The 20,383-nt window shown below is 57.9% G+C and carries 13 protein-coding genes; 12 read left to right on the top strand and 1 reads right to left on the bottom strand.

What is annotated here, in order from left to right:
• Window positions 1-289 precede the first annotated feature (289 nt).
• The 8 genes from KSY55_RS07510 to KSY55_RS07475 all read left to right on the top strand — a co-directional run bounded on the left by KSY55_RS07510 (window position 290) and on the right by KSY55_RS07475 (window position 9,663).
• Complete coding sequence (locus KSY55_RS07510; protein WP_065439745.1) at window positions 290-1,897, top strand: extracellular solute-binding protein; 1,608 nt, start codon at window positions 290-292, stop codon at window positions 1,895-1,897.
• Window positions 1,898-2,003: 106 nt separating this feature from the next.
• Window positions 2,004-2,975 carry a sugar ABC transporter permease gene (locus KSY55_RS07505; protein WP_081291206.1) on the top strand — a complete coding sequence of 324 codons (972 nt, stop codon included), beginning with the start codon at window positions 2,004-2,006 and terminating at the stop codon, window positions 2,973-2,975.
• Between the two features lie 12 nt (window positions 2,976-2,987).
• On the top strand, window positions 2,988-3,923 hold the full coding sequence (locus KSY55_RS07500) for a carbohydrate ABC transporter permease (protein WP_039199151.1): 936 nt from the start codon (window positions 2,988-2,990) through the stop codon (window positions 3,921-3,923).
• A 61-nt stretch (window positions 3,924-3,984) separates the two neighbouring features.
• Window positions 3,985-4,662: a YesL family protein gene (locus KSY55_RS07495; protein ID WP_065439743.1), complete on the top strand. Its 678-nt coding sequence runs from the start codon at window positions 3,985-3,987 to the stop codon at window positions 4,660-4,662.
• 27 nt (window positions 4,663-4,689) lie between these two features.
• Complete coding sequence (locus KSY55_RS07490; RefSeq protein WP_117612318.1) at window positions 4,690-5,781, top strand: LacI family DNA-binding transcriptional regulator; 1,092 nt, start codon at window positions 4,690-4,692, stop codon at window positions 5,779-5,781.
• Window positions 5,782-5,881: 100 nt separating this feature from the next.
• The gene (locus KSY55_RS07485; RefSeq protein ID WP_065439741.1) at window positions 5,882-7,792 is read left to right on the top strand and encodes a GH32 C-terminal domain-containing protein; all 1,911 of its coding nucleotides are present in this window, start codon (window positions 5,882-5,884) and stop codon (window positions 7,790-7,792) included.
• 167 nt (window positions 7,793-7,959) lie between these two features.
• Window positions 7,960-8,232, top strand: a complete 273-nt coding sequence (locus KSY55_RS07480) for an ACT domain-containing protein (protein WP_034879504.1) — start codon at window positions 7,960-7,962, stop codon at window positions 8,230-8,232.
• A 66-nt stretch (window positions 8,233-8,298) separates the two neighbouring features.
• Complete coding sequence (locus KSY55_RS07475) at window positions 8,299-9,663, top strand: PFL family protein (protein ID WP_055063821.1); 1,365 nt, start codon at window positions 8,299-8,301, stop codon at window positions 9,661-9,663.
• A gap of 364 nt (window positions 9,664-10,027) precedes the next feature.
• Here KSY55_RS07475 and KSY55_RS07470 read toward each other — a convergent pair whose 3' ends face one another.
• Window positions 10,028-10,693, bottom strand: coding sequence for a tRNA (cytidine(34)-2'-O)-methyltransferase (locus KSY55_RS07470; protein ID WP_004221334.1), 666 nt, complete (start codon window positions 10,691-10,693; stop codon window positions 10,028-10,030).
• A gap of 19 nt (window positions 10,694-10,712) precedes the next feature.
• Here KSY55_RS07470 and KSY55_RS07465 point away from each other — a divergent pair, with 19 nt between their 5' ends.
• The 4 genes from KSY55_RS07465 (at window position 10,713) to KSY55_RS07450 (ending at window position 20,185) form a co-directional block, all read left to right on the top strand.
• On the top strand, window positions 10,713-11,657 hold the full coding sequence (locus KSY55_RS07465) for an A/G-specific adenine glycosylase (RefSeq protein WP_022244854.1): 945 nt from the start codon (window positions 10,713-10,715) through the stop codon (window positions 11,655-11,657).
• A gap of 51 nt (window positions 11,658-11,708) precedes the next feature.
• Complete coding sequence (locus KSY55_RS07460) at window positions 11,709-12,356, top strand: hypothetical protein (protein ID WP_217749664.1); 648 nt, start codon at window positions 11,709-11,711, stop codon at window positions 12,354-12,356.
• 163 nt (window positions 12,357-12,519) lie between these two features.
• Entirely contained in the window at window positions 12,520-16,080 is a 3,561-nt protein-coding gene (rpoB, locus tag KSY55_RS07455; protein WP_034879555.1) for a DNA-directed RNA polymerase subunit beta, read from the top strand.
• 91 nt (window positions 16,081-16,171) lie between these two features.
• Window positions 16,172-20,185 carry a DNA-directed RNA polymerase subunit beta' gene (locus tag KSY55_RS07450; RefSeq protein WP_004221340.1) on the top strand — a complete coding sequence of 1,338 codons (4,014 nt, stop codon included), beginning with the start codon at window positions 16,172-16,174 and terminating at the stop codon, window positions 20,183-20,185.
• Window positions 20,186-20,383 lie beyond the last annotated feature (198 nt).

Raw genomic sequence — 20,383 nt, 5'->3', positions numbered from 1 at the left:
TGAAAAACGATACGTTATACGATTAACGGCGTGTCGCGATGTGGGTGATTCCGGTGTTCTGCAAGGACGGCAGTATGGAGCCGAAGTTTACGTTTGCGGCGCTGGTTGGTCTGATCGATGAGAACGTTAACTATTGAAATAAACGATTAACGTTTGACATTAAACGATTAATGATTTATAGTGTTAACCACCGCAAAGAAACAACCACAAAGCAAGTGGCTGACGGGGTCGTACCGGTGCGTCTTACATCGGTACGAGGAGGAAACATCAAGGAAGAAGGAGCCTAATCATGGCACGAAGAAGTGTTCGCCTGTTGGCATCAATAGCTGCAGTCGCGACTATGGTCACGACGTTTGCCGCCTGCGGCAACAAGCAGGCCACCACAGACGAGAACGGCAAGCCAATCGTCAACATTCTGGTTCGTCGCAACGTGACTGATCATCCGATGCAGGACACCCAGTACACCAAGGATCTGGAAGCCGCCTGCGACTGCACCATCAAATGGCAGGAAGTCTCCGACAACGCGTGGGGCCAGCAGAAGAGCGCCAAGATGGCCGCCGGTGAATTCCCGGACATCGGCTTGAGCTTGTTCAGCATGGTGGATGCGGCTAAGTACAGCACCTATTTCGAGGATCTGAAGCCTCATCTGGACAAGATGCCGAACGCCAAGAAGTTCCTCAAGGCCCAGCCGGGTGCCGCGAAGTATGTGACTGACGGAACCAAAATCGCCATGCTGCCGTCCGATCGTGGCAAGGGTTACGAGGTCTCCGGCACCCACATGTTCATCAACAAGACCTGGCTTGACAAGCTCGGCCTCGAGATGCCGACCACTTGGGGCGAGCTCGAGAACGTGCTTGAAGCCTTCAAGACCCAGGATCCGAACGGTAACGGCAAGGCCGATGAGGTTCCGATGAACATCCGCAGCTTGGGCTTCGGTCTGTGGAGCCCGCTGACTCTGATGAACTCCGAAGGTGTGGTAACCGCCTTCATGGGCGGCGGCGCTTCCGAACAGGGCTACTACGTGGACAACGGCAAGGTCAAGAGCTACTACACCTCCGACGCGCTCAAGGACGTCGTCTCCTACCTGCACGGACTCATGGCCAAGGGCCTTGTCCCGAAGGATGTGCTCACCCGCGACGCCTCGCAATACACTTCGCAGACCGTCAGTGACGGCAAGACCGCGCTGACCGGCGTCTCCTTCGGCTGGTCCAACTACGCCGAATACGGCGACAAGCTCGGCGACCAGTACGTCACCCTGCCGCCGCTGAAGAAGGACGCCTCCACGCCCGACTCCCAGGTCAAGTGGGATTATTCCCAGGAAGCCTGCCGCTGGGCCTACTCCGGTTCCGGCCTGACCGTCAACCCGAACGCCGCTAACCAGGACGCCATTTACAAGGTCATCAACGCCATGTATGGCGAGAAGCTTTCCGTGGCCGGTTTCTTCGGTTCCATCCCGGATATCGTCTCCGATGATGGCAATCACCAGTACACCATCGACAAGAAGAAGGCTTACGCCGAGTATCCCGACACCCGTGCCATCGCCCTGCAGGACCGCTTCGGCGGCTGGATCCGCGACGACGTGAAGATGGTCAACGACACCAACGCTGACCAGGTCACCGCCTCCGACCAGGCCATCCGCGAGGCACGCAGCCGTGTCGACGGCGTCAAGGACGTCATCCCGATCTACGTGCGCCCGAATACCGAGGACTCCAACACCCTGCAGAACAACAACACCGCCATCTCCAACTACGCGAACAACCAGATCGCGAAATGGGTCCAGAAGGGCGGCATCGACAAGGAATGGGACGCCTACGTGAAGAAGGTGTCCGAACCGACCCTCGGCCTCGACGCCAACATCAAGATTTGGCAGAAGTGGTACGACAAGTACACCAAGTAGCCAAGCAATACCGCGGGGTCCATCGCATGGGTTCGTTTCTCTCCCATGACTACCGCCGGACCCCGCACTTTTGTTCCCTAGCAATCATCCTAAATTGGAGACCAACATGAGTGCACAAACATCGCAAGGCGTTGCTGCACGGACCGTGGCGATGGAAGCGGCTCCCGACCGCAAGAAACCAGGTCTGCTCGATCGCATCGCCGACCATTTACGTCGCTACTGGCAGTTGTGGATTCTTTCCGCTCCGGCATTGTTCTTCGTGGGACTGTTCTCCTACGTGCCGATGTGGGGCATCCAGCTCGCCTTCCGCGAGTTCGATCCGACCAAAGGCCTGACCGGCGGCAAATTCGTCGGCTTTAAATACTTCCTGGAATTCTTCCACAACCCGCTGTTTGGCGAGATTATGACCAACACCATCCGCATTTCCTTGTGGACACTGGTTATGGGCTTCATCTTCCCGATTATTCTAGCCTTGCTGATCAATCAGATCGGTTCTAAGAAAATCAAGGGTTTCGTGCAAACGATTACCTACATGCCACATTTCATCTCCGTGGTGGTCATCGTCTCCATGCTCAACATCTTCCTGACTCCTGGTACCGGCATTCTCGGTCGCTTCTTCGGTGAAGAATCACTGATGGGTTCCACCAGCGCCATCACCGCGGTCTATTGGATTTCTGAAGTCTGGCAGCATGTTGGTTGGAACTCCATCATCTACCTGGCTGCGCTCGCCGGTGTGAACACATCGCTGTACGAGGCGGCGAAGATCGATGGTGCAGGCCGTCTGCAGCTGATTCGCTACGTCGATATTCCTGCGATCATGCCGACGTGTGCGATCCTGCTCATCATGAACATGGGCTCCGTACTCAACGTGGGCTTCGACAAGATCTATCTGATGCAGAACTCGCTGAACATGCCGGCCACCGAAGTCATCGCCACATACACCTACAAAATCGGTATTATCAATGGCCAATACTCGTATTCGACGGCAATCGGCCTGTTCAACACCTTGGTCAACTTCATCTTCCTGATCACCGCGAATGCAATCGCCAAGCGCGTTTCCGATACGAGCATTTTCTAGAAGGGTTTTATCATGTCTGCAACAATTGAGGCTGTTACCCAGAACAAGAACGACATTCCCTGGAACAAGCACGTGCGTCAGAAGCAGAAGCCGGGTGACCTGGCGGTGTCGGGCGTCATCAATGTGCTACTGCTCCTGACCATTGTGGCGGTGCTCTACCCGCTGTGGTTCGTGGTCATCGCATCATTTTCAAATCCGAACGCCGTGGCCGGCGGTGAAGTGCTGCTGCTACCCAAGGGTGTGACCTTCGCTGGCTATGCTAAGGTGTTCGCCAACCAGCGCATCTGGCAGGGTTATCTCAACACCATCATCTATTCGGTGGTCGGCACCGCGGTTAACATGGCAGTGACCATTCCCTGCGCTTTCGCGCTATCCCGTCGCGAGTTCAAGCCGCGACGCGTGATCATGTTCCTGTTCACCGTGACCATGTTCATCGCCGGCGGCCTGATTCCGAACTACCTGCTGTACAAGAGCCTCGGCATCAACAACAGCATGTGGGTGTTCATACTGCCTGGCGCGGTTTCCGTATACAACGTGATCGTGGCCCGTTCCTTCTTCGAAACCTCTATCCCCGAAGAGCTCTTCGATGCGGCCCAGATCGACGGGCTGAGCTATTTTGGCTACTTCTTCAAGATTGTGCTGCCGTTGAGCTCTGCGATTCTGGCTGTAATTGGTCTGTACTACTTTGTCGGCCACTGGAACGACTTCATGACGGGCCTTATCTACATCACCGACGACAAGAAGCAGCCATTGCAGGTGGTGTTGCAGCAGTTGCTGCTGGTGGCGCAGGGGACTGGAACCAATGTCAACGCGGCTGCGCAGCAGCAGGCCGCCGATCAGATCAAGTTCGGCATCATCATCGTCTCTACCCTGCCTCTGCTTGTGCTCTATCCGTTCTTGCAGAAGTACTTCAACAAGGGTGTGATGCTCGGCGCGGTCAAGGGTTGAGTCAAACGCAATCCGACAAGAGACAACCAATCTAAAAGCCAGCTGATAGAAAGGATTCGCTATGCTTGCCCGCTTCTCTGTGGCCTACGAGCAGTTCTGCCGTCTGCTAGTCGCGATTTTCGTGGTCAACGTGGCCATACTCGCGCACACTCTGATGGGAGCCGTCGTGCTGGGAGTTTTCCCCTCGTTCGCGGCTGCGCAGGCTACGTTCCGCGCGTGGGTGCTTTCTGAGGACCGTTCAATGCGGGCCAAGGAGGTTTGGACGACGTTCCACGGCTTCTGGAAAAGCGAAGTCAAGAGTGCGAATCTTTTCGGTTGGCCTTTGATTATTCTCTGGGCCGTGGTCATCGTCGACTACTACGTGATGAACTGGCATGCTCGCGGCGATTTCGACATCATGGTTTCCGGCGTGCTGCTGCTCATCATCGTAGTTTTGGCAGTGTTCTCGTCCTTGGTTTGGGTGGTACGCGCGAACTATGAAGAGCGTCCCGCCTGGATTGTTCGTACAACACTGGCGATGATTGTGGCACGTCCGTTATGCAGCCTTCTGCAGGTCGGACTGCTGATCCTCACCGTGCTTGTATGGGTGCAATGGCCTGGAATTCTCATGGTGTTCGGTTTGTCGCTGCCGATGTTCTGCACGTCATGGATTATTTATTCGTTCGGACGTCTGCCTGGAATGGACATTCATGATCGCATGGAACAGAGCACGGGCTGCGCCCGAAACCAGACGTCATGACATGTTCGTAAAAAAGGGGGTGATAAGATGGTACAGTCGTCAGTAAGTCAACGAGTGAACAGGTCCAAACGATTGGTATCCATCAAAGACATAGCTAAGGAAGCGGGCGTTTCCGTATGCACCGTGTCTTTGGTCATGAACAACAAGGATCACAATCGCGTCAGCAAGGCGGTTGCGCAGAAAATCCGCGCGACCGCCGCGAACATGGGGTACAAGCCTAATTCCGTGGCGCGCACCCTACGCACCAACAAATCCAATACTCTGGGATTCGTCACCGATGAGATAGCCACGACCCCGTATGCGGTGCGGGTACTCCAAGGGGCACAGGACGCCGCGCGCGAGCTTGGCTACATTCTGCTCACCGCAAACACCAACAACGATGCCGAACTTGAAGACCAAGAGATATCCGCCCTACGCCGATACAATGTGGACGGCTTCCTATACGCCATGATGTATCACCGAAAAGTGGATATTCCTGAGGCCTTGGAAGGCAGCCTGACCGTGGTGGTAGACAGTGAGGATGCCGCGGGAAAGGTTCCTTCAATCTATCCTGATGATGAGATGGCCGGGTACGACGCCACCAACCGTCTGATTCAAGCCGGATGCCGACGCATCGTTTACTACGGTTCCGCAACCACCGTTATCGCGCAGAAGGAGCGTCTGTCTGGTTATCGGCGTGCACTTGCGGAAGCTGGCATTGCATTCAATGAGGCGTTGGTCGTCAATGTATTGGAGATGACCAACGCTGCCGCTGAGGCGGCGCGGGTGTTCGACGAAATCAAGCCGGACGGCATCTTCTGTTTCAACGATGTGCGCGCCACCTTCATCTACGAAGCCGCGCGAGAACGCGGAGTGCGCATCGGAACCGACGTGTCGGTGATCAGCATCGACAATCAGCCGTTCATCACTGATGTGATCAAACCATCCCTGACCACGCTGGAATTGCCCCATTATGAAATGGGTTTCGAAGCGATTCGACAACTGGTTGCCATGCTTGACGGCGATAAGGCCGTAGCAGATCTCAAATCCGATCATGGCATGGCGGTGCAGAGACAACGAGATGGTGGCAAAACGGCATTGCGCTGTCGCATCATCGAACGCGATTCCATCGTGTTGTGACGGGTGTTTCCCTTTTTCCATATTTGGTTTTTCCAATTATCAGTTTTTCAATGCGTAGTCACGTGATATCTGATCATGTGACGCTTTGGAGGAGATCATTATGCCTGACAACTATTCCGTTGCCATCGAAACCGGCGGCTACCGTCTGCTGGAATTGTTCGCCGAAAGATGCGGCGATGACGCTGCCGTCACCATTACCGACGGGGACGGCCATCAAATCGCCAGCCATGCCATGCCGGTGGCCGAGCGTCGACACCGTTTCTTGATTCCGGTGCCGACAAACGTGTGTATCACGGTGAGTGCGCGCCAACTGACCGTGCGGTTCGCGTACTTGTCCGAGTGTGAGAATCTTCTTGATGAAGGCGTGCGTTTCATCAGCATGAATCCGTACGACAATGAATGGGATGCTCAGCCGACGCTGGGTCAGATCTATGATCGTTTCGCTCGCCCTGCAGCGCATTTCGAACCATTCGCTCGCTGGATGAACGATCCTAACGGCCTGTGTCGTTTCCAAGGACGCTACCATCTGTTCTACCAATTCAATCCGTATGGTTTTGGCTGGGACAATATGCACTGGGGCCATGCGGTAAGCCGCGATCTGGTGCATTGGACGCATCTGCCAATCTTCCTCGAACCACAGCTGGAGCTGCACATCGACGAACGCATCGTCGGTGGCGCATTCTCCGGATCCGCGGTGACGGTGGATGCGTATGACAATCCCTGCAAGGGTGATGATGCGGCCGCCATTCGCCTGTATCTAACCCGGCACTTGGAGACTCGCGGAGACGAATCGTCCGTCACTGAATATCAGACCACATGCTTGTGTGAGGATGGCGTGCATGCGAGTGTCGAATCTCCGGTCGCGTTGCGCGTTAACGATGGTTTCGGCTTCGATTTCCGCGATCCGAAGGTGGAAACCGGAATGTCCGGCGAGGCGATCAATCCGGAACGCGCTTACATGGTGACCGCCACGAATCTACCGGTCGCCGAATTCGCTGCCGGTGCCGTGTCCTCCGCGGCGCCCGGCATCAGCGTCCAGGGCACAGACGGCTGGTTCACATGTGGCCCGCAAGGCAGGCCCGGCACCGACAAGCCCAATATGGATACGGTGCCTTCCATGGCGCTCTTCTCCGCGAAAAAACCGCTCAAACGCAACGTGACATGGCAATATGAAGGACCGGTGCTCGCCGACTTCGGCCACCAGCTGTCGCGTACTTACGAATGTCCTGACCTGTTCCAGCTCGACGGAAAGACGGTCGCCATCGGAGCGTTGATGCACTACCGCGACAAGCAAGGTCGTTTCCAGCAGGTGCGTTGGTATGTTGGTGATCTCAAGGACACCGCCGATGGCCCACGTTTGCAGGTAGGGAACAGCGATTGGTGCGATTTCGGTACCGGCTACTACGCCACGCAAAGCTTTGCCGACGACGACGGCCGTCGTATCGTGTTCGGCTGGTATACCGACTTTCCCGCGATGCGCGTGGAAAAGCCGTGCATTGCCAACGGTATGATGTCGCTACCACGTGAACTGCACGTGCGCGACGGCCGCCTGACCAGCCGTCCTGTCAAGGAAGCGTACGAGCAGCTGCTAGGCGATCGTTTGGAAGCTCATGCAGACGAAAACGGGACCTTCTTCATTGTGCCGAACAACGCGTATTACACGGACATGCATCTGGCCGACGATAACGATTTCACAATGCTCATCGCGACCGGTACCAATCCCGCCAATGGTAATTCGATGGAATTGCAGCTGCAGCGTCGCAACGGCGTGACCCGACTGGTCACGAAGGGAACAGTCGTGGACAACGTTGATTTCGATAGCGGCATCACCGACGTGCGTCGCGTCGAAATCTTCTTCGACCGCAATGTGGTGGAAGTCTTCCTTAACAACGGCGAAGCGGCCGGCAGCATGCTGTTCCAAGGCGCGGACGGCGATGGCGAGTTCCGTTTTGTTGCCGACGGCAAGGTCGATTGCGTGGATGTGCGTGTGCTCGACGGCATCTGGCGGTGACATACAGCTGCTACAGCGGCAGGTGGTAACCGGCAGTCATCTCAGTATGTAAGGCAAATAGGTGGAAGGCACGTGTTTTGGCACGTGCCTTCCCTATACTTGAGGGCACGTCCGGCAATTCGCCGAGACGGCAACTGGATATTCGCACCTAACGTTTAGGGAGTTCCATGAACAAGGCAATCATCACCGTCGTCGGTCAGGATACTGTCGGCATCATCGCACGCGTCTGCACATACCTTTCCGAACATCAGGTCAACGTGCTTGACATTTCCCAGACCATCATCGACGGTTTCTTCAACATGATGATGATTGTGGATTATTCCAACGCCGACAAGGAATTCGGCGAGGTCGTGGACGATCTCGACAAGCTTGGCGAGGAGATCGGCGTGCGCATCCGCTGCCAGCGCGAGGAGATCTTTACCAAGATGCACCGCGTCTGATCCGCGGCATACGTGAGCCACGCAAGTAATCGAAGCCACGAATCGTACTAATCGTAAGGAAAAACCATGCTGAATATCATGGAGGTCCACGAGACCAACCAGATGATCGAGCAGGAGAAGCTCGACGTGCGCACCATCACCATGGGCATCAGCCTGCTGGACTGCGCGGCCGACAGCGTCGACGAAGTCTGCGACAACATCTACAACAAAATCACTACGTACGCCAAGGATCTCGTATCCACCGGCAAAGCCATCGAACGCGACTACGGCATTCCGATCGTCAATAAGCGCATCACCGTCACCCCGATTTCCCTGGTCGGCGCAAGCTCGTGTAAAACGTCGGACGATTTCGTGAAAATCGCGCATGCGCTTGACCATGCGGCGAAGAAGGTCGGCGTCGACCTGATCGGCGGCTACTCCGCGCTCGTATCCAAGTCCATGACCCCCGCCGAAGAGCTGCTCATCCGCTCCCTGCCGAAAGCGCTGAGCGAAACCGACATCGTCTGCTCGTCCGTCAACGTGGGATCCACCAAAACCGGTATCGACATGAACTCCGTCGAACTGCTCGGCCACATCATCAAAGACATCGCGCACGCCACCGCAGATAACGATTCATACGGATGCGTGAAATTCGTGGCATTCTGCAATGCCCCCGACGACAACCCGTTCATGGCAGGCGGCTTCCATGGCGTAACCGAAGGCGATGCGGTCATCAACGTCGGCGTTTCCGGCCCCGGCGTGGTTTCCCGCGCGCTCGACGAAGCCAAGGGCAAAAACTTCGAATTCCTATGTGAAACCATCAAGCGCACCGCGTTCAAGATCACGCGTGTCGGCCAGCTGGTGGCACAGGAGGCATCCCGTCGCCTCGGCATTCCATTCGGCATCATCGACCTTTCCCTCGCGCCAACCCCGGCCGTAGGCGACTCCGTCGGCGAAGTGCTTGAGAAGATCGGCCTCGAACAGGTTGGCGCACCGGGCACCACCGCAGCGCTCGCCATGCTGAACGATCAGGTGAAGAAGGGCGGCATCATGGCGTCCTCCTACGTCGGCGGACTTTCCGGCGCGTTCATCCCCGTCTCCGAAGACAAGAACATGATCGACGCGGCAACCAACGGCTGCCTGAAGATCGAAAAGCTCGAAGCCATGACCTGCGTATGCTCCGTCGGCCTTGACATGATCGCCATTCCGGGAGACACCACCGCATCCACCATTTCCGGCATCATCGCCGACGAGGCTGCGATCGGCATGGTCAACCAGAAAACCACGGCCGTGCGCGTGATTCCGGTCGAAGGCAAAGGCGTAGGGGAGATGGCCAACTTCGGCGGCCTGATGGGCTATGCGCCGATCATTCCAGTCAACCAGACCAGCTGCGAAGCCTTCGTGACCCGAGGCGGCCGCATCCCCGCCCCAATCCACAGCTTCAAAAACTAGCTTCTCCCTTCCCTACGCATCTTTCGCAGTGGTTGCGTTGGTTGCGGAAGGTCGCGGGGAGCCGGCATATTCTATTCCCGACACGCTCCGGGCCGCTCAGGCCAAGTCTTTACGGTCTGAAACAGAACATGCCGGCTCCCCGCTTATGTTGCGCTTCACATCAGATTAGGTTGACGCTTGCTTTTTGTTTGCAACAACGTTGGTTTGTGTGCCATAGCAAGCAGTAGGGCGGGATATTCCGTTCGGGACCGTAGGCTTGGCCGAACGGCCTTGAGTGTGTCACGAATGGAATATCCCGCCCTACTGCGTCCCCAATATCCATAAGGTAATGAATTGAAACGAAAGTTGGCAGGCAGGGGAGGGATTACTGGCCGCCGGCGAAGCCTAGTTGGCGCCAGGCTTCGTAGATGGCGATGGATGCGCAGTTGGTGAGGTTCAGGGAACGCAGGCTTGGACGCATCGGCAGACGCACCTGTTCGGCCACGTGCGGACCGGCCATAATATCCATCGGATCGGGAATATTGCCTGGCTCCGGGCCGAACAGCAGAATGTCAGTCGGCTTGTATTCGATGTCGGTATACAGTTTGGTGGCGTGCGCGGTGAACGCGATGATGCGCGAATTCGGCATGGATTCCACCAGATTCTCAAAATTCGGGTGCAATACCACGTGGGCCATGTCGTGGTAGTCCAGTCCGGCACGGCGCAGTTTCGTATCGCGCAGATTGAATCCGAGCGGCTCCACCAAATGCAGGATCGTGCCGGTCACCGCGCACAGGCGGATTGCCGAACCGGTATTGCCCGGAATGCGGGGGGAGTAGTAGCACAAGTGGGGCGTGGAGGTTTCGGCTTTGGCCGCGTCTTCGGCTGACAGCATCGCGTCGACCACGGAAATCGGATTGCCGTGCGCGTCGGTCACGAGTTCGTCCGGCCCATAATTCGACTTGCGGTAGCCGTATTCGAACATTTTCTCGACTTTGGCTTCCTCTGCGGTTGCGCCTTGCGCGTCATTGGTATGCTCTTCGTTCGTCATGAATGCAAGAATAGGTACGATGAACGACACGAACGAGCCTAATACCGAAATTGAAAACGCCGAAGCTGTGGCGGACGCGCTTGCCGAATGGTGGCATGCTTCGGCGCGTGACCTGCCATGGCGTTTCGGCCGCACTACTGCGTGGGGCGTGCTTGTCTCCGAAGTGATGAGCCAGCAGACGCAGATGAGCCGTGTGGTACCGTATTGGAACGATTGGATGGAACGCTGGCCTGATGCGGTCGCGCTTGCCGATGCCGCGAAAGCGGATGTGATCACGGCTTGGGGCAGGCTCGGCTATCCGAGACGCGCCTTGCGATTGCAGGAATGCGCCCGCGTGGTCGCTTCCGATTACGATAACAAGCTGCCGCGTACGTACGATGAGTTGCTGGCATTGCCGGGTATCGGCGATTATACGGCCAGCGCGGTGATGAGTTTCGCGTTTGGTGAGCGCATCGCGGTGGTGGATACGAATATTCGCAGGGTGCTTTCGAGGGTTTTTCTTGGCGAGGAGTCGCTTGGCGGCGCCGCAAGACCTGCGGAACGTGCGTTGGCGAAGCAGATGTTGCCGCAGGATGATGCCTCAAAATGCAGACGGTTCGACCGTCCTTCAGTGGTGTGGAATCAGTCCGTTATGGAATTGGGCGCGACCGTCTGCACGGCAAAGGCTCCGTTGTGCGAGGCGTGCCCTGTTTCGGGACATTGCGTGTTTTTGCATAATGGTCGTCCGGGATTGGGGGAACGTCGCACGCGGCCGCGTCAACGTTTCCAAGGTACGGATCGTCAGGTGCGTGGGCTGGTGCTGAATGCGCTGCGCAATCTGCCGGAAGGTGCGACCGCCCTTAATCGCAAGTCGCTTGAACGACTGTGGGATGACCATATCCAGCTTGATCGGTGCATCGCATCGTTGGATGAGGATGGTCTTATCGAAATCCTGCCGAATGCGGATGTGCGTCTTCCGGTATGAAAGGAAGAATGCCGACGTTCTTTGGATGTGCGCACGCTAGACTGTGAAATCATGGCACAGAAGACGTCCTCGAAATCCGGCAAGAAACGTTCGAAAAAACAGCAGGCGATATTTCGTCGCCGTCGCATCGTCGTCGGCATCGCTGCGATAGTGCTGATTTCTTTTCTGGTGTTTTGCCTGTACTCCCTGTCGAGGGGGATTGTCGCGGTGAATCGTGAGATTCATCATGCGGACGTGTATGCGATTTCCCGTAAGGAAGTGCCGTCCCCGACCAAGGAGAAGAAAAGCGGGGTGCCGGATTGCGATGCGTCCAATGTCGCGCTTTCGTTGACTCCTGCGGCGTCAAGTTTCGGTGTGGGCGATTCGATGGATTTCACTACGGACGTCAAATATGACGGTTCCAGCAAGGTTGGTTGCTTGGTTGATGTGTCGGCTTCCAGCGTGGTGTTGACGATCAAATCGGGCGATGATGTGGTTTGGAAGTCGAATGTGTGCCCCGTTGACACCGACTATCGTCTGTTGGCGAAGGGCGACGAGGTCAAACAGACGATCACCTGGCCGGGAACGCGTACTGGCAGGGAATGCGTGGAGGATCAATCCACCCTGCCGAAGGTGGATCGTGGCGTGTATTCGGCGCAGCTTTCGATTGAAGGGCATCCCAAAGCGAAGTCCGATCCGGTCGGCGTCACTATTGAATAAAAATCTATAGGATATGTTATTCTCATGACTTTGCGTACATGCGTGTCATATAGCGGGCACGCTGACAAGGAAGAAGCGCCCGCGTACTAGGCATATGGTGGCCAATGGGAGCGCTTCCGGGGAAACATATCGAAACGATTTAGCGAGCGATAAGGAACGTCCATTGGCTGAGGCTACGACGAACACCACCACCATCATCGCACGCGCCGACCAGCACGATATTGATCTGCACAAGGCGTCGGACCGTGTGAACTTCGGCTCCATCCGCGAGCCCATTGATGTACCCTACCTGTTGGGTGTACAGACTGACAGCTTCGACTGGCTCATCGGCAACGAGCGCTGGCAGAAGCGTGTCGAGGAGGATCTGGCGAACGGCACCAACACCGTGCCCCACACCTCCGGTCTTGATGAGGTCTTCCAGGAGATCTCCCCGATCGAGAACTTCGCTCAGACCATGAGCCTGACCTTCTCCGATCCGTATTTCGAAGAACCGCGCCACACCGTGCAGGAGTGCAAGGAGAAGGATTACACCTACTCCGCGCCGCTGTATGTGAACGCTGAATTCGAAAACGGCGACACCGGCGAAATCAAGTCCCAGACCGTGTTCATGGGCGATTTCCCGCTGCAGACCCCGCACGGCACCTTCATCATCGGTGGTACCGAGCGAGTGATCGTGTCTCAGCTGGTGCGTTCTCCGGGCGTGTACTTCGACCGCAGCCAGGATCGCACTTCCGACAAGGAAGTCTTCGGCGCGAAGATCATCCCGAGCCGTGGCGCATGGCTTGAGTTCGAGATCGACAAGCGTGACGTGCTTGGCGTGCGCGTGGACCGCAAGCGCAAGCAGTCCGCCATCGTGTTCCTCATGGCCATCGGCATGACCAAGGATGAGATCGCCGATGCGTTCAGGGATTACCCGCTGGTTATGGACGCGCTTGCCAAGGAGACCGTGCAGACCCAGGACGAGGCTCTGACCGATCTGTACCGCAAGATCCGCCCGGCCGACACCCCGACGCCGGAAGCTGGCCGCAACCTGCTGGATTCCTTCTACTTCAACACCAAGCGTTACGATCTGGCCCGCGTTGGCCGTTACAAGATCAACCGCAAGCTTGGTCTGGAAAAGGATGTCAACGATCGCAGCCTGTCTCGCGAAGACATCATCTCCACCATCAAGTACCTGGTCACCCTGCATGCCGGCGACACCAAGTTCCCGGGCAAGCGTGACGGCCAGGATGTGGATCTGCGCGTGGACGTCGACGATATCGATCATTTCGGCAACCGTCGTATCCGCCAGGTCGGCGAACTGATCCAGAACCAGCTGCGTACCGGTCTGAGCCGTATGGAGCGTGTGGTCCGCGAACGTATGACCACCCAGGATCCGGAGGCCATCACCCCGCAGTCCCTGATCAACATTCGTCCGGTGAACGCCACCATCAAGGAGTTCTTCGGAACTTCCCAGCTGTCGCAGTTCATGGATCAGAACAACCCGTTGGCAGGCGTCACCAACAAGCGTCGTCTGTCCGCTCTGGGCCCTGGCGGTCTGTCTCGTGACCGCGCATCCATGGAAGTGCGAGACGTGCACCCGTCCCACTTCGGCCGTATGTGCCCGATCGAATCTCCTGAAGGTCCGAACATCGGTCTTATCGGTTCTCTGGCAACCTTCGGCCGCATCAATCCGTTCGGCTTCATCGAGACCCCGTACCGTAAGGTCATCAACGGCCATGTGACCGACGAGGTCGAATACATGACCGCAGACCGCGATGCCGAGCACGTGATCGCACAGGCCAACCAGGAACTCGACGAGAACGGCAACTTCGTCAAGAAGCAGGCTCTTGCCCGAGTCGGCGAAGAGGAAGCAGTCGATGTGCCCGTCAGCTCCGTTGACTACATGGACGTTTCCCCGCGTCAGATGGTTTCCGTCGGCGCCTCCCTGATTCCGTTCCTGGAGCACGATGAGGGCCACCGAGCGCTGATGGGTACCAACATGCAGCGTCAGGCAGTGCCGCTGATCGAATCCGAGCGCCCGCTGGTGGGCACCGGTGCCGAATGGCGTGCGGCCGTCGATTCCGGCGATGTCATTCTGGCTGAGAAGCCGGGTGTGGTGACGTATGTTTCCGCCGACATCATCCGTGTGATGAACGACGACGGCACCACCAGCTCCTACAAGCTGGCCAAGTTCCTGCGTTCCAACCAGACCACCTGCTACAACCAGGTTCCGCTGATCCACGACGGCGAACGTGTGGAAGCCGGTACCGTGCTTGCCGATGGTCCGGCCACCCAGAAGGGCGAAATGGCACTGGGCAAGAACCTGCTCATCGCCTTCATGCCGTGGAACGGCTACAACTACGAGGATGCTGTGATCATCTCCCAGCGTCTCGTGCAGGACGACACCCTGAGCTCCATCCACATCGAGGAATATGAGATCGACGCCCGCGAAACCAAGCTGGGTGCCGAAGAGATCACCCGCGATCTGCCGAACGTCGGCGAGGACGCGGTGGCCAACCTCGACGAGCGTGGCATCATTCGCATCGGTGCCGAGGTCGAAGCCGGCGACATTCTGGTGGGCAAGGTCACCCCGAAGGGCGAGACCGAGCTGACTCCGGAAGAGCGTCTGCTCCGCGCCATCTTCGGCGAGAAGAGCCGCGAGGTGCGTGACACCTCGCTGCGCGTGCCTCACGGCGAAACCGGTACGGTGATCGCCGTCAAGGAGATCACTCGCGAGGATGCCGAGGAAGACGGCGACGAGCTGCCGAACGGCGTGAACCAGATGATCCGCGTCTACATCGCGCAGCATCGTAAGATCACCCAGGGCGACAAGCTGTCTGGCCGCCACGGCAACAAGGGTGTTATCTCCCGCATTCTGCCGGAAGAGGATATGCCGTTCCTTGCCGACGGTACTCCGGTCGACATCATGCTGAACCCGCTGGGCGTGCCTTCTCGAATGAACCTTGGCCAGGTGCTGGAACTGCACTTGGGCTGGATCGCGCACGCCGGCTGGGACATCTCCCTTGATCCGGATGCCGAAGCCGCTTGGAAGAAGTACATTCCGCAGGGCGCCGAAAAGGGCGAGCCGGGCACTCCGGTGGCAACTCCGGTGTTCGACGGCGTTCGTCCGGAAACCATCAAGGGCCTGCTGTCCTGCACCCTTCCGGATCGTGACGGCAACAAGCTGGTCGGCGACGACGGCAAGGCTGTGCTGTTCGACGGCCGTACCGGCGAACCGTATCCGAAGCCGATCTCCGTTGGCTACATGTACATGCTGAAGCTGCACCACCTGGTCGACGACAAGATCCACGCGCGTTCCACTGGCCCGTACTCCATGATCACCCAGCAGCCGTTGGGCGGTAAGGCTCAGTTCGGTGGCCAGCGTTTCGGCGAGATGGAAGTGTGGGCCCTCGAGGCCTATGGCGCCGCCTACACGCTGCATGAAATGATGACCACCAAGTCCGATGACGTCGACGGCCGCGTGCGTGTCTACGGCGCCATCGTGAAGGGCGACAACCTGCCGCCGGCAGGCATTCCGGAATCCTTCAAGGTGCTGCTTAAGGAAATGCAGTCCCTGTCGCTGAACGTCGAAGTGCTCAACGCCGAAGGCGTGGCCATCGACATGAAGGACGAGGACGACGATCCGTCTACTTCCTCCGACGATTTGGGCTTCAACATTGGCGCACGTCCTGACGCGGCCGCCAAGGAAGACCAGGTTGTGGAAGAACCTGAATTCCAGTGATCCCAAGGCTGGCCGCGTTGCCTGACAGCGCGGCGCGACCAGCCTGATGAAACGTGATTAAGCATTAAGAATCGATAGACAGGACAATAGAGTGCTGGACGTCAACGCATTTGACAAACTGAGGATTGGCCTGGCCACCGCCGACGACATCCGTAACTGGAGCCACGGCGAGGTCAAGAAGCCTGAAACCATCAACTACCGTACCCTGAAGCCGGAGAAAGACGGCCTGTTCGGCGAGCAGATCTTCGGACCTACCCGCGACTGGGAATGCGCCTGCGGCAAGTACAAGCGCGTGCGCTTCAAGGGCATCGTCTGCGAACGCTGCGGTGTGGAAGTCACCAAGAGCCGTGTTCGTCGTGAGCGCATGGGCCATATCGAGCTTGCCGCTCCGGTGACCCACATCTGGTTCTTCAAGGGTGTTCCGTCCCGTTTGGGCTACCTGCTGGACATCGCTCCGAAGGATCTGGAAAAGGTCATCTACTTCGCCGCCTACATGGTCACCAGCGTCGATGAGGAACAGCGTCATGAGGATCTTCCGGGTCTGCAGGACGAGTTCGACAACGATATCGCCAACTTGGAGAAGCGCCGCAACGCGGAAATCGAAGAGCGTGCCAAGAAGGTCGAAGCCGATCTGGCTGAACTTGAGGCCGAAGGCGAAGCCAAGGGCTCCGCACGCGCCAAGCTGCGCAACAGCGCCGAGCGTGAAATGGCCGCCATCCGCGTTCGTTTCGACGAGCAGATCCAGCGTCTGAGCGCCGTGTTCGACCGCTTCAAGAACCTGAAGCCGGGCGACATGGAAGGCGACGTCGACCTGTGGCGTGAGATGGAAGACCGCTACGGCGATTACTTCGAAGGCTGCATGGGCGCCGAAGCCATTAAGAAGCGCCTGCAGGACTTCGATCTTGAAGCCGCTTCCAAGCAGCTGCGCGAGGAAATCGACACCGGTACCGGCCAACGCAAGGCCCGCGCCCTGAAGCGACTGAAGGTCGTCAACGCCTTCCTGACCACCGGCAACAAGCCGGAGGCCATGGTGCTCGACGTGATTCCGGTCATTCCGCCGGATCTGCGCCCGATGGTGCAGCTCGACGGTGGCCGTTTCGCCACTTCCGATCTCAACGACCTCTACCGTCGTGTGATCAACCGTAACAACCGTCTGAAGCGACTGATCGAGCTCGGCGCTCCTGAAATCATGCTCAACAACGAAAAGCGCATGCTGCAGGAAGCCGTCGATTCCCTGTTCGACAACGGTCGTCGTGGCCGCCCGGTCACCGGCGCCTCCAACCGTCCGCTGAAGTCCCTGAGCGACATGCTCAAGGGTAAGCAGGGTCGTTTCCGTCAGAACCTGCTCGGTAAGCGTGTGGATTATTCCGGCCGTTCCGTGATCGTGGTCGGTCCGTCCCTGCGCATGCACCAGTGCGGTCTGCCGAAGCCGATGGCCCTCGAGCTGTTCAAGCCGTTCGTCATCAAGCGCCTTGTCGATCTCAACTATGCCCAGAACATGAAGAGCGCCAAGCGTCTCGTGGACCGCGGCGACTCCGAAGTGTGGGGCGTGCTCGAAGAGGTCATCGCCGAGCATCCGGTGCTCCTGAACCGTGCACCTACGTTGCACCGTCTGGGTATTCAGGCATTCGAGCCGATTCTGGTGGAAGGCAAGGCCATCCACCTGCCGCCGCTTGCCTGCGCCGCATTCAACGCCGACTTCGATGGCGATCAGATGGCAGTCCACCTGCCGCTGTCCGCTGAAGCCCAGGCTGAAGCACGCTCCCTGATGATGGCTTCCGACAATATTCTGAAGCCGGCTGACGGCCACACCGTGACCATGCCGAGCCAAGATATGATCCTCGGTCTGTACTACCTGACCACCGTCATCGACGGTGCCAAGGGCCAGGGCCGCGTGTTCTCCTCGCTGGAAGAGGCCGAAATGGCCCTCGACAAGCATGAGATCGACATGCAGGCCAAGGTGCTTATCCGCCTTCCGGAAGACTTTGTGCTGCCGAAGGGCTGGGAGCCGAGCGAAATCGAAGTCGTCGATCCGGAACCGGGCAGCCCGGCCGTGGTGAAGGAAGAGCGCTTCCATGATGGTTCCGTGCTTTTCGCAACCTCCTATGGCCGTATTCTGTTCAACAGCACGCTGCCGGTGGATTACCCGTTCGTGAACGATCAGGCTCCGAAGAAGCGTCTGAGCAAGATCGTCGACGACATCGCAACCCGTTACTCCACCGCACAGGTGGCGGCAACGCTGGACGCGCTGAAGGATATGGGCTTCACCCGCGCACCGTGGTCCGGTGTGTCCTTCGCGTTCTCCGACGTTATCCAGCCGTCCGAGCGCGACGAGTACATCGAGAAGTACGAAGCCGAAGCCGACAAGGTCAACGAGAACTACGAAATCGGTATGCTCACCGAAGAGGAGCGCCGTCAGGAACTCATCGACCTGTGGACCAAGTGCACCAGCGAGGTTTCTGAGGCGGTCGAGGAACACTTCGACTCCAAGAACAACCTGGCTATCATCGTGCAGTCCGGTGCACGAGGAAACATGATGCAGATCAACCAGATCGCAGGCATGCGAGGCCTCGTGGCTAACCCGAAGGGCGAGATCATTCCTCGACCGGTGAAGTCCAACTACCGTGACGGCCTGTCCGTGCTGGAATACTTCATCTCCCAGCACGGTGCACGTAAGGGTCTGGCCGATACCGCACTGCGTACCGCAGAGTCTGGCTACCTGACCCGTCGTCTGGTGGACGTTTCCCAGGACGTAATCGTGCGCGAAGAGGATTGCGGCACCAAGCGTGGCCTGACGATGAAGGTCGGCGAGCGTGATGCTGAAGGCAACCTGCATCTGGTCAAGGCCGCCGATGGCGGTCCGTACTCCCGTCTGCTCGCAACCGACGTGATCGATCCCGCCGACGGCGAGACCGTGCTGTACAAGGCCGGTGACGCGCTGTCCATGGACGTGCTCAACGATCTTGTTGCCCACGACGTGGAAGAGGTCAAGGCCCGTTCCGTGCTTACCTGCGAATCCAAGCGCGGCGTGTGCGCCAAGTGCTATGGCTGGTCGCTGGCCACCAACAAGCTGGTGGATGTCGGCGAGGCCGTTGGCATCGTGGCCGCACAGTCCATCGGCGAGCCTGGTACCCAGCTGACGTTGCGTTCCTTCCACTCCGGTGGCGTTGCTTCCGCATCCGATATCACCCAGGGTCTCCCTCGTGTTACCGAGCTTTTCGAAGCCCGTACTCCGAAGGGTGAGGCCCCGATCGCAGAGTTCGCTGGCGTGGTCAAGGTGGAAGACACCGAGCGCGGCCGTCAGGTCATCCTGAAGCCGGACGACGATTCCGTCGAGCCGATCGCCTACCCGGTGACCCGTCGCGCCCCGATGATGGTCAAGGACGGCGATCATGTCGAAGCCGGCACCCAGCTGATCGAAGGCTCCGTCGATCCTAAGAAGATCCTGCGCATCCTCGGCCCGCGTGCTGCCCAGGTGAACATTGTGGAGGAAGTGCACACCGTGTACCGCTCCCAGGGCGTGGATATCCACGATAAGCACATCGAGGTCATCGTGCACCAGATGCTGCGTCGTATCACGGTGATCGATTCCGGCGATACCGACCTTCTTCCGGGTGAACTGGTGGATCAGGCCCGCTTCAAGGCCGCCAATATGAAGGCCGTGAAGGAAGGTGGCAAGCCTGCTGCCGGTCGTCCGGAGCTGATGGGCATCACCAAGGCCTCGCTGGCAACCGATTCCTGGCTGTCCGCGGCTTCCTTCCAGGAGACCACCCGCGTGCTTACCGAAGCCGCTCTGAGCCAGAAGGTCGATGACCTCAAGGGCCTCAAGGAGAACGTCATCATCGGTAAGCTCATCCCGGCAGGTACCGGCCTTGCCCGTTACCGTAACGCCGTGGTCGAGCCTGACAAGGCCATTCGCGACACCATCTACCCGAACTTCGGTTTGGGTGGCGACGAGTCCGATGCCGCCTTCGGCGACGCCGATCTGTCCGAAGTCGACTTCTCGAACATCGACTTCGGAGATCTGAAGCTCGGCGACGACTTCAATCCGGATGACTTCCTGGACGACAATGGCGGTCAGATGGATTTGGGCGACACCCTGTGATCCGAAAAGCGATGATGGAATGGCATAACGTCTGAAATCATCTCAATACATGAATGGGGATTGGCTGGAAACAGCTGATCCCCATTTTTTTTAATGCGGAACTATTTTTAATGCGGAACTGCAGTTGCTGCGATCCCTACGACAACAGTCAGCCTATTGCGGAACCGTACGTATTGCAGAGCGGATATCTTCATCGCA

Origin of the sequence: Bifidobacterium sp. MSK.13.1, from assembly GCF_019131435.1 — a bacterium.
In the GTDB taxonomy this organism is placed as follows: domain Bacteria; phylum Actinomycetota; class Actinomycetes; order Actinomycetales; family Bifidobacteriaceae; genus Bifidobacterium; species Bifidobacterium pseudocatenulatum.
The sequence above is the reverse complement of the archived record's forward strand: the minus strand, read 5'-3'. Positions and strand labels throughout refer to the sequence as shown.